Source organism: Sphingomonas sp. GW821-FHT09E03, assembly GCF_059416225.1.
Map to the genome: position 1 here is coordinate 25,901 of NZ_JBWKOS010000017.1, position 12,540 is coordinate 38,440.

Genomic DNA, 12,540 nt, shown 5'->3' on the forward strand with positions numbered 1-12,540 from the left:
AGCAATGCGAGGCACTTCGGCAACGATCGCTGCATAATCGGTTGGCGTGGATCTTGGGAGGCGAGCATGGCCGCTTACGTTGTGTTCTGTCTGACGAACGTGCATGATGACGAACGTCTGGCAGAGTACCGTCGTCAGGCAGTCCCGCTGTTGGAGGCAACTCCCGGGCTCAGATTCTTTGCTGGTCCTGCGCCAATCGCTTTGGAAGGGCCCCCGCTCGCTATTGCCGTGGTAGTCGAGTTGCCCGACTTGGAAGCCGCAAAGCGCTGGTACTACTCAGACGACTACCAACGCGTCGCGGCGATCAGGCATGAGGCTTCCACAGGCTTCGCGTTCATCGTCGAATCTTGGGCAAGTTGACCAGAATGCCAATGCCAACGTACCGCAGATGCGATCCAGCTTCGGCTGTTGGCGGCAAAGGTGAGGCACGGGGATTGGCTAAAGGTGTTGTGGTCGGGGCGCCGAGACTGCTCCTCCGATTGGAGAACCTGGCCATCATGATAGCGGCGGTCGGCGCATATGCGTGGCTGCACGCGAGCTGGTGGCTGTTCGTCGTACTCCTCCTCGTGCCCGACGTCTCCATGATCGGTTATCTACGTGGGCCGCGGCTAGGTGCAATGACCTACAATACCGGCCATTGGTATGGCGCACCGGCCGTTCTCATCGGAGTTGGTCTGCCAATGCACAGCACAAGCGTTCCGATCGGCCTGATCTGGGCCGCTCATATCGGCTTCGATCGAGCCCTCGGCTTCGGTCTTAAATACCCCGATGGCTTCAAGGCGAGCCACCTGAGTGTTGCAACAGGCGGGTGAGGCTACCCGGCGTAGCAACTCCCCCGACCCAGTTTGCGGGGGAAGGACGGCCCTCGGGAAACTTTTGACCGTCTCACAAGGGAAGGTCGGCTGAGATTGCGGCGGGGCAGGGGCCGCACCGGGATGCGAGCAGGGCGACATTCCCAAAACCTGTTCCCGAAACCGTTTTCCCAAAATGGCCTGATTGAGACGGAGTTACGGGACTGTTTTAGCCGTCCGTTTCGACGGCCGTTGCCGCTTTGAGGAGCCGACGATCGCGGGCGATCTTGGCGAGCAGGGTGCGGCTGCATCCGGTCGCATCCATGATCTCCCGCCAGCTGCGGCCATCACTCAGCAAGGAGGAGATAGCAGCGTTGCGCGTCTTGTTCGCGGGGCGGCCCTTGTAGAGGCCAGCGGCCTTGGCCTTAGCGGTCCCTTCAGCCTGGCGACGACGGCGATCCTCATAGTCCTTGCGCGCTACAGCGGCGAGGACATCGAGCATCATCGCGTTGACCGCGGCGAACATGCGGCCGGTGAACTCGTCGGCCGGTGCCGTCAGGGTCCACGATGTCGGCAGGTCGAGCGCGACGATGCGGACCTGCTTGGAATCGATCAGGCCACGCAGGCGCATCCAGTCCGGGGAGGTGAGGCGGGACAGCCGGTCGACCTGCTCTACCAGCAGCACGTCGCCAGGTTCGCAGTCATTGAGCAGGCGGAACAGCTCAGGCCGGTGCAGCTTGGCCCCGCTTTCGTTTTCGACATAGCGCGCCGCGATCCGCAATCCCTGATTGACGGCAAATGCGTCGAGGGCGCTGCGGGCGCGTGAAGCATCCTGCTCCGAGGTAGAAGCGCGGAGATAAGCCCGAATGAACATGGTTCGATCTTCGATACGTGGTGCTTGTTTGTCCAGTCTTTTTTGAGTGGGTAAAGCGCCATTATGACACCGGCTTAGGGGTAGTCCTCAAAAGGCATACCTAAACCGCACCACGGCTCCCCGTAAAGCAGACGGACGACTACCGCCCATATCCAGCTGTTAAGATGCATGCAGAGGTGTGGATAGCCGACATTGGCACAGCGTGTTACCGTTGCCCGGCCGAGCGCTATCGCCCTCCGGAGCTTGCTCATCAAGGAACGCGTCTGATGCAAGACTTAGATCGAGACAAGCACGTAAGTGTCCATGCCGAGTCGTTAAAGGCTTTGATCCGGTTCGCCGAGAGGCACGAGGACTACGTGCTGGCAGCTAAAGCCGAGGAGGTACTGGCATGGCTTATCGGCAACGTAACTAAAATGTAAGTTGACCAATCAATCCACCCCAAGGCACTAAACAGCCGATAGGTTTATGGAGGTGGATGTGCCTGGGCGAGATCGTGCCGCTGCGATCGCAAATGCGATCCTTGTCTTTCGGAGTGCCCGGGCGGGAGCGCTTCCGTCGCATCTTTTCTCTGAACCAGCTTGGGAACTTTTGTTGGCGCTGTTCGTCGCAGATGCCGCTGGCGTGCGAGTAACGGGACGAATGGTAAGCGAGCACCGCAGGGTAACGGGTTCGGTAATTTCACGTTGGTTGGTCGTCCTCACCAAGGCAGGGCTCATTGTCGGCGACGGAACTGGTGATCTTGATGATCTGCTAACGCTATCGAGTACCGCACTTGATGCTTTGGAACAACTTATGAGAGAAGCTGACGAACTGCGTATGGTGCCGAGCTAAAGCGCTGCAGCTATTTATGGGGCAATAACAAAAGCGGCCTCCTTGTCTTGTGCATCAACATTAGGACAAGTGGCTTCACACCAAATGCGGCCATTCCGCTCCCCAGACAAACCTCGCCCCATCCAGTCTTCATTACAAATAACGGTCACTCGGCGAACGCGCTGATTACGTCAGTAGCAAGGGTCTGATGATAGATAGCGAATTTTGGAAGCAGTGCGCGGTAAAGATCAGAATGTAGCCCGCTTCAGACCGCTGCCGCAGTCGTGCCGAGAACATGATAGCTGCGTGCATCGCGAATGTCGGAAAAACAGCAAGCGATGCCCACGAGCTTCCGTGCAAAATGACCATCGCAGCGCTCGACGCTAACGAGGTGCCGGCTCGCCCGATATTCAACTTGGATTGAGCTAGCCACACTAGACCCCATACCGCCAATGACTCGGTGAGTGGCGCAAAGATAGTTGCGAGGAATATCAGTAGGGGAGTTATCTCTTTGTGATACCCAGAAAAGTTGATTGCGGCTGCCGGACCAAGAGACCACACAACAACCTCCACAATAGCATTGCTGGTAGCCCAGCCGGCAACACCGATGGCCATGGCAACGGCTGCCCATTTGAACATTCGCATATGCAGGCGATCACCTCTTCGGTGCGGCAAGGCAAGGTCTGCTATGCCGGCGTTGCGACACAAAGCCGCCTTTCCGCTAACCACCACTTCTTGCCGTTCGGGAGCGGGCCTGGGCTTTCCACATGCTCCACCGGCAACGGGTTTCGGGACGCCGCAAGAATTCCCGCTCAATTATCCCAATCGGCCCGAGCCCCTTCACGTCATCACCCGAAGATTGGCGTTTAAGCGCAACAGGATCACACCTTGAAGCAGACGCTCAACGAAAGCCTGATGAACCGGAGCACACCTGTTTTAATCGGAATCGTGTCGGTCACGGTAGCCGGCTCGTTGGTGGCCCAAAGTCCGCGATCAGGGGACATACGGTTGATAGCGCATGACGATCGGGTATGGTTCGACCGGCAGTCATCAGTCGTAAGAAAAAACCATGGCCGATCTACAAAAGGCCAAAGCTTGTATCTCTGTTTTTGGCGAACGTGACGGTTCCAAAGATGCCATGATTGCCGCTAGTTTACCACGACCACAGTTTTACACTGGTCTCTCGAACGGCGTCGTCGTCTACCGAACGGTGCCAGGCATCAATGGCTGTTCTTCACCCTCTATAATCCTGAGCCAAGACCAAACTTTTAAGAAATTGCCAGAAGTGTACTCTGGTCCGATGCGCTCCATGCGAATCCAGACGCTGTGCGGAGCAGCGGCATCACGATATGCCGCAGCCTTCAATGAAACCCTTGCCATGGTGAAGCCTCAAACGTTCCACGCGGCTTGTCCAACGCGGCAGCCAGAAGCAAAATGAAACAATCGCTATTGCATTTCGCAGCTTGAGATCGTCGTTCTGAAAACTCGGCTCCGATCGAGGCGGCTTCCTCGTTCTGAGGGTCTTCCGGTTTCTCATCCAGGTCGAAGGTGAGTATCCGGCGTTCTGAGCCTCACCAGCGACCAACCCCTATCCACCGTCATAACGGAGTGAACATGCTCATTTTGGGCGCATGTTCACTGAGTGAGCCTGTGCCCAACATGAGCCTGTCTCTGGCGTGAACATGTGCCTATGGTGCGCATGCGGCACATGAGGCCTTGTGTGATGACAAGGACAAGTGTAACTTGTGGACCTGCATCACATGTTCACAAGTCGTGCCTTCCGGAGGTGGCAATGCCAGTTATCACGATGCTTTCGCCCAAAGGCGGCGTGGGGAAAACCACGACTGCCCTCGTCCTCGGGACCGAGCTTGCGGCACATGGGACCAACGTCATCATGATCGACGCCGATCCGAACTTCCCCCTCGCCCGTTGGGCCAGCAAGGGAGGCAAGCCTAATAACATCGAGGTGGTGAAGGAGATCGACGAGGACGAGATCATCGGCACGATTGAAGCGGCGCGTAAGCGCGCCGGGTTCGTCATCGTCGACCTCGAAGGGAAAGCCAGCGCCCGGGCTACGAGCGCCTTGATGATGTCCAACCTCGCCCTCATTCCGATCCAGGGCTCTGAGCTTGACGCCCATGAAGCTGCCCGAGCTGTGAAGGTGGTACGTAACGCCGGGACCGCTCGGCAGCGGCCGCTGCCGTTCGCGGCCGTACTCACGCGCACGCCTGCGACCGCGCGCGTCTGGACCCGCGACCTGAAGGCTGTGGTCGCTAGTCTGGAGGACGCCGGCATCCGGATCACCCCAACGTCGCTGGCTGAACGGGGTGCGTTTCGTGGCCTGTTCAGCATGGGTGGAACGCTCGCGGACATGACCACGGCCGACGTCGGATCACTCGAGAGTGCGCGGAAGAACGCGGCGGCTTTTGCAGCCGACGTCGTATCCATGCTTGCCGAAGGAGGCTCCGCGTGAGCGACAAGCCAGCAACCACGGGCCGTCGGACCATGGCGAGTTTTGCCAATGAGGACGAGATCCAGCCGCCGACGAAGGAACAGCTCGCAGAGGCTCGTGCGGGCGGGGAGGGGCTTGGCTTCCGATCGGAGAAGCCAGCGCCGCCGACCGCTCCGCGTGTCGCCGCACGCGCTCGAGAGGCCAACTTTAGCGACGCCATTCATGTCCGTGCCCGCCCCGAGGACCGGCAGCGGTTCGAGGAGTTCGCTTGGCGACATAGGTTGAAGAAGGGCGACGCTATGACCCTGCTGCTCGACTACGCCGAGGCGGAGGAGCGGCGACGGTCGGACGCTAACGGGTAGCCGTGAACGTCGAACTCGGAGCGAAGCACCTCGATGTCGGTGATGCCACGCCGGCACAACGTCCGCAGGGCCTCGCCGACGAAGACGTTCCACGATGCGCTCTCGCAGCGTGGAATGGAGGGAGTGCATCGACGGATCGACCATTCGGACCTCGTGACGGCGCACCGAAGCGCGGGCTTAACCGACCGCGTGAAGGACGACCACTTCCGCCGCTGACACCGTGCCATCGCCCACTTTGCCCACAGCCTGGCCAAGCCGTCGTCATAACGCCAAGCCACCGAGTTTTCCGCCCGAAAGCACGAACTCTCCTGGCTGCGCCGGCCGAAATGATCGGCTAAAGTCAAGTTGTAGCGGCGGTGATCTCGAATCGCCGATCGTAATATCGAGCGGCATATTTGCCGGGTTCGACTAGGCGGGCGCAACGCCCAGGACGCCGAGGATGCCATGACCAAGATCATCCCTCCGCAAGGTGACCTCTTCCGCCTGGACAGCCCGCTCTACGGCGACATCAAGGGCGAGCGAACCGTTGCGGAGTTTCCGTTCTTTGCGCTGACGAAGCGGGCGCAGATGGAACCAATGATTTTCGAGAGCGACGCTGCGCGCATTGAGATCAATCCCAGCAAGACCGGCGTGGCGACGATCTACGACAAGGAAATTTTGCTCTACATTGCCAGCCTCATGGTAGGTCGCCTCGAAAGAGGCGAGACGGTCGACCGCACCGTCAGCTTCACCGCAAACGACCTCTTCAGGATGACGGGGACCAATGCCTCCGCGCGGTCCTACACCTCATTGAAGGCATCGCTCACTCGCCTCCAGGGCACCCAGATCATCACCAATATCGAGACCGGGGGCGAAGGATCAGACAGCGCTTTCTCCTGGCTCCTCAAGGCCGACATCAAATACACGAAGCTGCCCAATGGCGAGCGGCAGATGCGGCACGTCGAAGTTATGCTATGCGACTGGCTCCATCGCGCGATTCTGACGGATCGCCGGATCGCCGGCTACCATGACGACTTCTTCAAGCTCGGCCCGATCGAGCGGCGGCTTTACGAGCTCGCCAAGTTCAACTGCGTCGATGGCGCTCGGTTCGAGGCGGATGCCGTCGACCTGGCCGGTCGGGTCGGCTGTTCGCTTGAACCGCGCTCGATCGAGAATTTCAAGCGGACGCTCCGGGAAGTCGCCAAGACACAATCGCTCCCGGAATATTCGCTCGCGTTGACTGACCGCAAGGAGCCACGGCCAGGAGGAGGGCGGCCGAAACTATTGACGCTGGTGACGATCACGCCGCTCGACACCCTCCGCATCGCTAGCGCATCCGCGTCACAGGTCGCCGTCGCCGCCTGAAACGGGCGGAAATCAGCGCGATCCGAGTTTTCCGCCCGAAAGCACGAACAACCGTTGGCCTTTTCCGCCCGATCGCACGAAGCGCATATATTCGGCGTCAATTCACCGCGGACGCATCGCCGGCTTAGTCCATGAGGGTAGAGACAGGCCCTTAAACCGCGAATCTACCGCCTTCGGGTGCCCGCGAGGGGGCTGGCGGGGATTTCCCGCCCGATAGCACAAGCACGGGGGGCCATGTTCGAACGCTCGTGCGATGCGGCATGCGGCCTTCTCCGCCTGATAGCACGAACATTGAGGGACTTTTCCGTCCGATAGCACGATCCGCGAGGCTTCCGCACCGCATCCGCGTCGGACAGAAATAACGCTGAGCCTGCCGCAACCCGCGGCAGGCAAAGGGGATGCGGCTGTGAGCACATAAACGAATGCCCGGCACGAAGGCCGAGCATCCTGAGACATCTAGGTGACTGCGTCGCCAAACGCAGGCAGGTCTCCATACGACCCTTCATTTAGCTGTTTCCGAGCCTCGGTTCAAGGAAGCGCGCTTCGCGCCACGCCTCGGTTTTGCCTGCTGACGGTCCCTCCACAGAGGGGACGAACGATGACTTATACCCAGACGGCGTTCACCGGACGGACGGGCGCTCGCCCGATTACCGCGCTGGCGCGCCGCATCACGCGTGACCTCGAAGCCCGGGTTATGGACACGGTGAAGATCGCCAGCAAGGGCGAGCTCTACCGCGTGATGGACGAGGCGGCGGTCGCACTCGGCTTGGGCGCCGGAGCACGTGAGACGCTACGTCACCTGATAAGCTACACCCGCTTGGACGACTGGCAGGACGGGCGGACGCCCGTCGTCTGGCCGAGCAACCTGACGCTCGCCGACGCTGCCCGGAAGACGGTGGGCGCGATTAAGGCCCGGCTGCGCCAGCTCCGCGACCTCGGCCTGATCGTCGCCCATGACAGCGCCCACGGCCGGCGGACCGGCCGCCGCGACGATAGCGGCGCGATCTCGTCCGCCTTCGGCCTCGACCTGTCGCCGCTGCGCACCCGCTACAACGAGCTTCGTGCGCTGGCGGAGAGCTACACCGCCCAGGTGCGCCTGTTCAACGAGGGCAAGCAGGCGATTGGGCGTGTGCGCCGCATGGTCGGCCAGGCACTTGCCCAAGCCGCCCACATGCGACTGACCGGGACGCACTGGATCGCGCTGCAGGACGCGATCGATCGGGTAGCCGGCCTGGCGGCTGCTGCGCGTGCCAACCGCAACAGCGACGCATACCAAGCTGCATTGGATCATCTTCCGGTTGTGGAGAAGTTGGTCGGCGATACCATCGACCGTTTCATGTTTTCCGATTATATTGGCGCGTCGGGGTCAAAAAATGAGCCCGACATACAGATACAAACCATTCCCTTTCCCATTAAGAATGTACAAGGTGCTCGAGAATGTAGTTCTGACTTGCAAGGTCATGCTTCTTCGTTGGCCGATTTTTCGGCCTCACCGTCGAACAGCGCCTTCAAGGCAAGACCGGCAGAGCTGATGGAGATGTTCCCAACCACCGCCCTCTACGTCGGTGCTCGGAACCCGGCTTGGTCAGACATCCACCGCGCTGCGGGTCGCCTGCGTCACGACCTCGGCATCCGAACCAGCTGCTGGGTCGACGCCCTCGACAAGCTAGGCCTCGACGCCGCCGCGGTCGCGGTGATGATAACCGCCGAGCGCAATGCGCGGGACGAGATCCGGCTTACTCCGGGCGCGTACTTCGCCGGCATGGTCGGCAAGGCCAAGCGCGACGAGTTGGATCTCGCCAAAAGCCTGTGGAGGTTCCGCACCGAGCGGATGGTGGCCCATTAAGCCGCTTCCGACCGATACCAACCGTCCATTTTGATCGATGAATATACCTGGACTATGGCGTTAAGGCGGCCCGCGTCCATCGGCGCTGCCGCTCGTCTGCGCTCATTGGTGAACTTGTGCCGCAAGTGGGACATGTCCGCATGTTCATCCCAGAGGTTAGGATGCCGTTAGGATTTTGGTTCAATGTTCCGGAGCCCCGATGATCGAAGCCTATCAAGCCACAGGATGATCGCCATGACGCGCTTGTGTTTCGACGCTAAGCTCCGCGTTGGCGCAAGCTGCACTCCCACCTGATGCTCGATGAGCTTTTCTGAAAACTCTTGGACATTGGCTTCTGGCTTGTGATGGAATTTGGCCAGTGTTTTGCTTACATAAGACACCCAGTCAGGAGGCGCCGCATGCCGTTCCATGATTCAGCTGCTCGTCGTTCTTCGCGGGAGCGCATCCGTTTGGCCTTGCCCAAGGCGCGCGTGCCAAGAATATCGCGTAAGCGGGGACCAAACAGTCCGCCGAACGCCGACCCGCTTCCTTGCCCGGTAAACCCGCGGCCTGGCGGCCTTTCGGGAGGGTCTGCCGCTTTGATCGAGAGCGACTAGTCTCGCCAGGAGCCGTTGAGCCGGTCGTTAGGCCTCTGCGCTGGAGATCGGCTTACCCTTTACAGCCATCTGTACCGGCCGACCGATCACCGCACGATCGGCCGGCCACCTCCGTGCGGTGCACCTACTTTTGGCGATACGAGCAATGGTGACGGCATCTGCCTGGTTGCCGCCAAGGACGTGATACGCGGCCGGATCCTCACCGACGTAAAAGCCGACATGCCCGCCACCTGGACGCTCGAACACGAGTACGGCGCCGGGAGCAAGGCGCTCGGGACGAAGCAGCTGGCCCCATGTTGCCCAGGATGTCGCCCGCACCGCTACAGAGGGCGCTTCGCTGCCATCCTCCGCCAGGCAGGTGGCAACGAAGACACCGCACCAAGGCACGCTGTCAGCATTGTAGATCATGCCAAGCACCTTGGTGCTGAGCGTTTGGCCCAGCCCAAGATCGTCGAGCTGTTGGCTGCGCCGGGTGCCTCGTGGGTGCCAAGCTTCGCCCGGGCGGCAGACAACCATACTGGTTCTTTCGTCACAATGACGCCCCTTCCATCCCCGCTGCTGGTCGGTGAAGGTTGATGCTGTCATATAGCTCGAGCAGTGCATTAACCTCGGAGATGATGACTTCCTGCTCGGTCCGCCAGCGCGCGCTAGCGTCAGCGGTGGGCACGCCGTTTCTGCCATCGTGGACGGTGAAGCCCTGATCCAGGAGCCACAGTGTATCGCGCGCCCGCGCTCGCTGGCGGCGCAGATGGTACACCCATTGTTCAACAACGCTGGACGGAACCAGCCTTTCAATCTCACCCATGGCGGGTGCTTACCGGCAAGCGTGTTGATCGCAAGCTGCGTCCAATGTCGCCACCGGGATGGTCGCCGAGGTACCGGTCAGTTGCTCGCTTTGCCTGTCCAGGATGTCTCCAAGCGAATGGAATGTCTGATGTACCGCTAAACAAAAACGCTAACTTGCAGCATCCTACATGTTACGATCGAATGCGCGTCGAACGCTCCAGCGGGTTGCGTTGCAGATCGCATGGCCTACCGACCGTTCGTGGTAAAATCGGAACTCATCAGCAGCTTAGTAGCGAGGCACCCCGATCTTCCTGATGCAGTGTTGCAGCAGTTCGTCGATGCCTTCTTCGAATCCATCGCAACCCAGCTTGCGCAAGGCGGCCGGGTAGAGCTTCGTGGCTTCGGCTCATTTCAAACCAAGGTTCTCGACGCAAGGCACTCGATAAACCCGGCAACGGGGGAGCGGATGCAGGCTGCTCAGAAGCGTGTACCTCGTTTCAGGCAGAGCATCAGAATGCATGAGAAACTGAACGGGCCGCGGGAATAGACAGCACCGCAGGTCAACCGATCACCCTTGCTGGAATGGCCGGCTGGCAAGTTTGCGCAGCGCAACTGGGATAATAATTCCGCCTGACGCGTCCAGCGGGGCTGATGCCATACCATCCAGGATTGAACTCCAGCCGTCGCTGGACCGATCATGACGACGCGCGCCTCCGCGCTATGATCGATGAGGGCTACAAGGTGCCCGCCATCGCGACTGCGCTCGACAGATCGAAGGCTTCCATCATGGCCCGCAAAAGCAAACTGGGCGTCAGCCTTCGATCACGCGACCTAGGCCTTGCTCTTGCACCGCCGAACGGACCACCTTCTCTAACGCCGCCCGATGCGAATCGGCTGACGAACCGGGAGAACGGCAAGAGGCAGATCATGAGCAGAAACGATGGAGTGACCACGGCAGAGCGAGCCTTCCAGCTTGCCAGGTCCGGTACTTGCCAAACGATCAGTGAGATCAGCCGACAACTGAACCGGGAGGGGTTCGAGATGGTCCAGTCACATCTCGGGGGTGGGAGCATCAAGGCCCAGCTAAACAAGCTGCTTAGTGAGGGGAGGGAAGAGGGCTATGTTCGGGGGTCAAGACGATGAGTACGCTATCGTAAAACTCGGCGACGCCATGGGACGGTTGCATACCTTCGCCATCCTCCACGGGCACGATGATGTGATCGACGACATCAGCGGTCTTACCAGTCAGGACCTGAACCTGCTGCTCGACGTACTGAGGAAGGTGAAGGCGATCGCCCTAGCTGCGCCGAAGCTTTGATGAACCTCGTCGGCTCAGCTCAGGCCACTGCGATTGTCGTATGCGCAACCTACTGTTGAATTTTAACCGCGCGCTAGCCGATCTCGCAGCGTCCATCGGTGCACCTGAACCTGCGCCCAAGCGCAAGCACGCAGGGGGGCGTCCACCAGGATCGGGGGGAAAGCGTTTGCGCGATTGCCTTCGAGCACTATCCGGCCCCGACGGTGCGGGTACCTTCGTGATAGGTGACATCTCCCGCACCTATGGCAAACCGATCACGGGATCGAAGATCCAGCGGGAGATGGCAACGCTGATCCAAGCAGGGCATGTCGCCTCCCGAGCAGGAAGCAGCTTTCAGATGACCGAAGCAGGATTGGCGATGCTGTACGCGACCAAGCCGGCGGACGACCTACGTTCGAAATGACCATCATCGATCGGCGGGGTTTCTATCTTCTGGTTTCAGGTCGGCATGCGCGACTGATCGAACGATAGGCTTGCTGTCATCTCTTGGAATGTTGAGGAATACCTCGCCATGGACATAGCCAACGATAATGAGCTCAATGCCGGTTTTACCATGACGGTGAGTGACTGCGTGCTCCCGCTTGGAGTTCGCGACATGCTGGATCGATGCGATCGTTCGGGATCGGCATGGACGTGGTCATGAACATCTTCCGCACGCGGCTTTCTCCGGCGCCCGACGTACGGACGAGCTACCGCGGCTCTGACGTGGTCGAGACGCTCGTGAGGCGTGGCGGCGCGATTACAACGAGCATCGTCCGCATAGCTCCCTCGGCAACCAGACCCCGATGGGGCAGCGCATCGACGAAACCACCGTTCCAAAGGTGAGGGCGTACCCCAAAGCTCATATTTGAGCTATCCAATCAACGCGCGTTCGTCTCAGCGATACCCGACATCCACAGGAGCTGCAGATAAGGAACGGGTTGGCCCGAACGCCCTTCGCCGATCATGGTCATCCCTAACGTCGGGGTGTCAGGCGATGGCAAGGTTGTGAGGCTGCCAAGGCGAAAGGGGAGGGTAGCGAGCGTCTTTTGGCGTTGGTCCTTGAAGGCGATCACCTGGGTGCGCTGAGCGCCGTCGTCGGCGACCCACAGGCCCACCCAGGCATAGTCCGGACTGAACGCCTTACCGGCCGCCACGAAATGGTATCCAACGATCACAGGCGTGCTGGCAGGCTGATCGGGAACATACCCCTCGCTGTAGCCGCTGCCAACGATCCGACCATTCGTAAGCGCGTCGACGCCGTTCTTGCCCCAGCGATAATCCCAGCCAAACCAGCAGCCCGATGATCGGGAATGGATCGGACCGGGGGACAGATCAAAGTCGGTGAAACGGGGATCGTCGGACCGCAACGTGAAGCCCCA

At 60.1% G+C, this 12,540-nt stretch carries 17 protein-coding genes and 1 pseudogene; 12 read left to right on the plus strand and 6 right to left on the minus strand.

Annotated features, from left to right (window positions below; genetic code table 11):
• Positions 1 to 66: 66 nt before the first annotated feature.
• Positions 67 to 360 (plus strand): DUF1330 domain-containing protein, encoded by a 294-nt coding sequence (locus AC07M8_RS18955; RefSeq protein ID WP_495175784.1) that lies wholly within the window; start codon positions 67 to 69, stop codon positions 358 to 360.
• Positions 361 to 371: 11 nt separating this feature from the next.
• Positions 372 to 812 carry a DUF4260 domain-containing protein gene (locus AC07M8_RS18960; RefSeq protein WP_495175800.1) on the plus strand — a complete coding sequence of 147 codons (441 nt, stop codon included), beginning with the start codon at positions 372 to 374 and terminating at the stop codon, positions 810 to 812.
• A 208-nt stretch (positions 813 to 1,020) separates the two neighbouring features.
• Here the strand turns inward: AC07M8_RS18960 and AC07M8_RS18965 are convergent, their stop codons facing one another.
• Positions 1,021 to 1,665, minus strand: coding sequence for a recombinase family protein (locus AC07M8_RS18965; protein ID WP_495175785.1), 645 nt, complete (start codon positions 1,663 to 1,665; stop codon positions 1,021 to 1,023).
• Between the two features lie 591 nt (positions 1,666 to 2,256).
• Between AC07M8_RS18965 and AC07M8_RS18970 the strand changes: the two genes are divergently transcribed.
• The gene (locus AC07M8_RS18970) at positions 2,257 to 2,496 is read left to right on the plus strand and encodes a hypothetical protein (RefSeq protein ID WP_495175786.1); all 240 of its coding nucleotides are present in this window, start codon (positions 2,257 to 2,259) and stop codon (positions 2,494 to 2,496) included.
• A gap of 165 nt (positions 2,497 to 2,661) precedes the next feature.
• On the opposite strand, the gene AC07M8_RS18975 is transcribed toward AC07M8_RS18970, so the two are convergent.
• Positions 2,662 to 3,114, minus strand: coding sequence for a hypothetical protein (locus tag AC07M8_RS18975; RefSeq protein ID WP_495175787.1), 453 nt, complete (start codon positions 3,112 to 3,114; stop codon positions 2,662 to 2,664).
• Positions 3,115 to 3,544: 430 nt separating this feature from the next.
• On the opposite strand from AC07M8_RS18975, the gene AC07M8_RS18980 reads away from it, so the two are divergent.
• From AC07M8_RS18980 to repC, 5 genes are all read left to right on the plus strand, one after another.
• Positions 3,545 to 3,913, plus strand: coding sequence for a hypothetical protein (locus tag AC07M8_RS18980; protein WP_495175788.1), 369 nt, complete (start codon positions 3,545 to 3,547; stop codon positions 3,911 to 3,913).
• A 354-nt stretch (positions 3,914 to 4,267) separates the two neighbouring features.
• Positions 4,268 to 4,948, plus strand: a complete 681-nt coding sequence (locus tag AC07M8_RS18985) for an AAA family ATPase (RefSeq protein ID WP_495175789.1) — start codon at positions 4,268 to 4,270, stop codon at positions 4,946 to 4,948.
• Positions 4,945 to 5,289, plus strand: coding sequence for a hypothetical protein (locus AC07M8_RS18990; RefSeq protein ID WP_495175790.1), 345 nt, complete (start codon positions 4,945 to 4,947; stop codon positions 5,287 to 5,289). Before AC07M8_RS18985 ends, AC07M8_RS18990 begins: the two co-directional genes overlap by 4 nt.
• Before the next feature lie 444 nt (positions 5,290 to 5,733).
• The gene (locus AC07M8_RS18995; RefSeq protein WP_495175791.1) at positions 5,734 to 6,633 is read left to right on the plus strand and encodes a replication initiator protein A; all 900 of its coding nucleotides are present in this window, start codon (positions 5,734 to 5,736) and stop codon (positions 6,631 to 6,633) included.
• A gap of 598 nt (positions 6,634 to 7,231) precedes the next feature.
• Positions 7,232 to 8,479, plus strand: coding sequence for a plasmid replication protein RepC (gene repC / locus AC07M8_RS19000; RefSeq protein WP_495175792.1), 1,248 nt, complete (start codon positions 7,232 to 7,234; stop codon positions 8,477 to 8,479).
• Positions 8,480 to 8,646: 167 nt separating this feature from the next.
• Here the strand turns inward: repC and AC07M8_RS19005 are convergent, their stop codons facing one another.
• From AC07M8_RS19005 to AC07M8_RS19015, 3 genes are all read right to left on the minus strand, one after another.
• A complete protein-coding gene (locus AC07M8_RS19005; RefSeq protein ID WP_495175793.1) occupies positions 8,647 to 8,889 on the minus strand; it encodes a hypothetical protein in 243 nt (80 codons plus the stop codon).
• 213 nt (positions 8,890 to 9,102) lie between these two features.
• Positions 9,103 to 9,483: a TIGR02594 family protein gene (locus tag AC07M8_RS19010; protein ID WP_495175794.1), complete on the minus strand. Its 381-nt coding sequence runs from the start codon at positions 9,481 to 9,483 to the stop codon at positions 9,103 to 9,105.
• 121 nt (positions 9,484 to 9,604) lie between these two features.
• A complete protein-coding gene (locus AC07M8_RS19015; RefSeq protein WP_495175795.1) occupies positions 9,605 to 9,880 on the minus strand; it encodes a hypothetical protein in 276 nt (91 codons plus the stop codon).
• 222 nt (positions 9,881 to 10,102) lie between these two features.
• Here AC07M8_RS19015 and AC07M8_RS19020 point away from each other — a divergent pair, with 222 nt between their 5' ends.
• The 4 genes and pseudogenes from AC07M8_RS19020 to AC07M8_RS19035 all read left to right on the plus strand — a co-directional run.
• Positions 10,103 to 10,408, plus strand: a complete 306-nt coding sequence (locus AC07M8_RS19020) for an HU family DNA-binding protein (protein ID WP_495175796.1) — start codon at positions 10,103 to 10,105, stop codon at positions 10,406 to 10,408.
• A 573-nt stretch (positions 10,409 to 10,981) separates the two neighbouring features.
• Positions 10,982 to 11,179 carry a hypothetical protein gene (locus tag AC07M8_RS19025; protein WP_495175797.1) on the plus strand — a complete coding sequence of 66 codons (198 nt, stop codon included), beginning with the start codon at positions 10,982 to 10,984 and terminating at the stop codon, positions 11,177 to 11,179.
• A 280-nt stretch (positions 11,180 to 11,459) separates the two neighbouring features.
• Positions 11,460 to 11,582, plus strand: coding sequence for a hypothetical protein (locus tag AC07M8_RS19030; RefSeq protein WP_495175798.1), 123 nt, complete (start codon positions 11,460 to 11,462; stop codon positions 11,580 to 11,582).
• A gap of 322 nt (positions 11,583 to 11,904) precedes the next feature.
• Positions 11,905 to 12,030, plus strand: a pseudogene (locus tag AC07M8_RS19035) (integrase core domain-containing protein); the annotation flags it as partial.
• A gap of 9 nt (positions 12,031 to 12,039) precedes the next feature.
• Here AC07M8_RS19035 and AC07M8_RS19040 read toward each other — a convergent pair.
• Positions 12,040 to 12,540, minus strand: a 501-nt coding sequence (locus tag AC07M8_RS19040) for a hypothetical protein (protein ID WP_495175799.1), incomplete at its 5' end; no start/stop codon positions are given.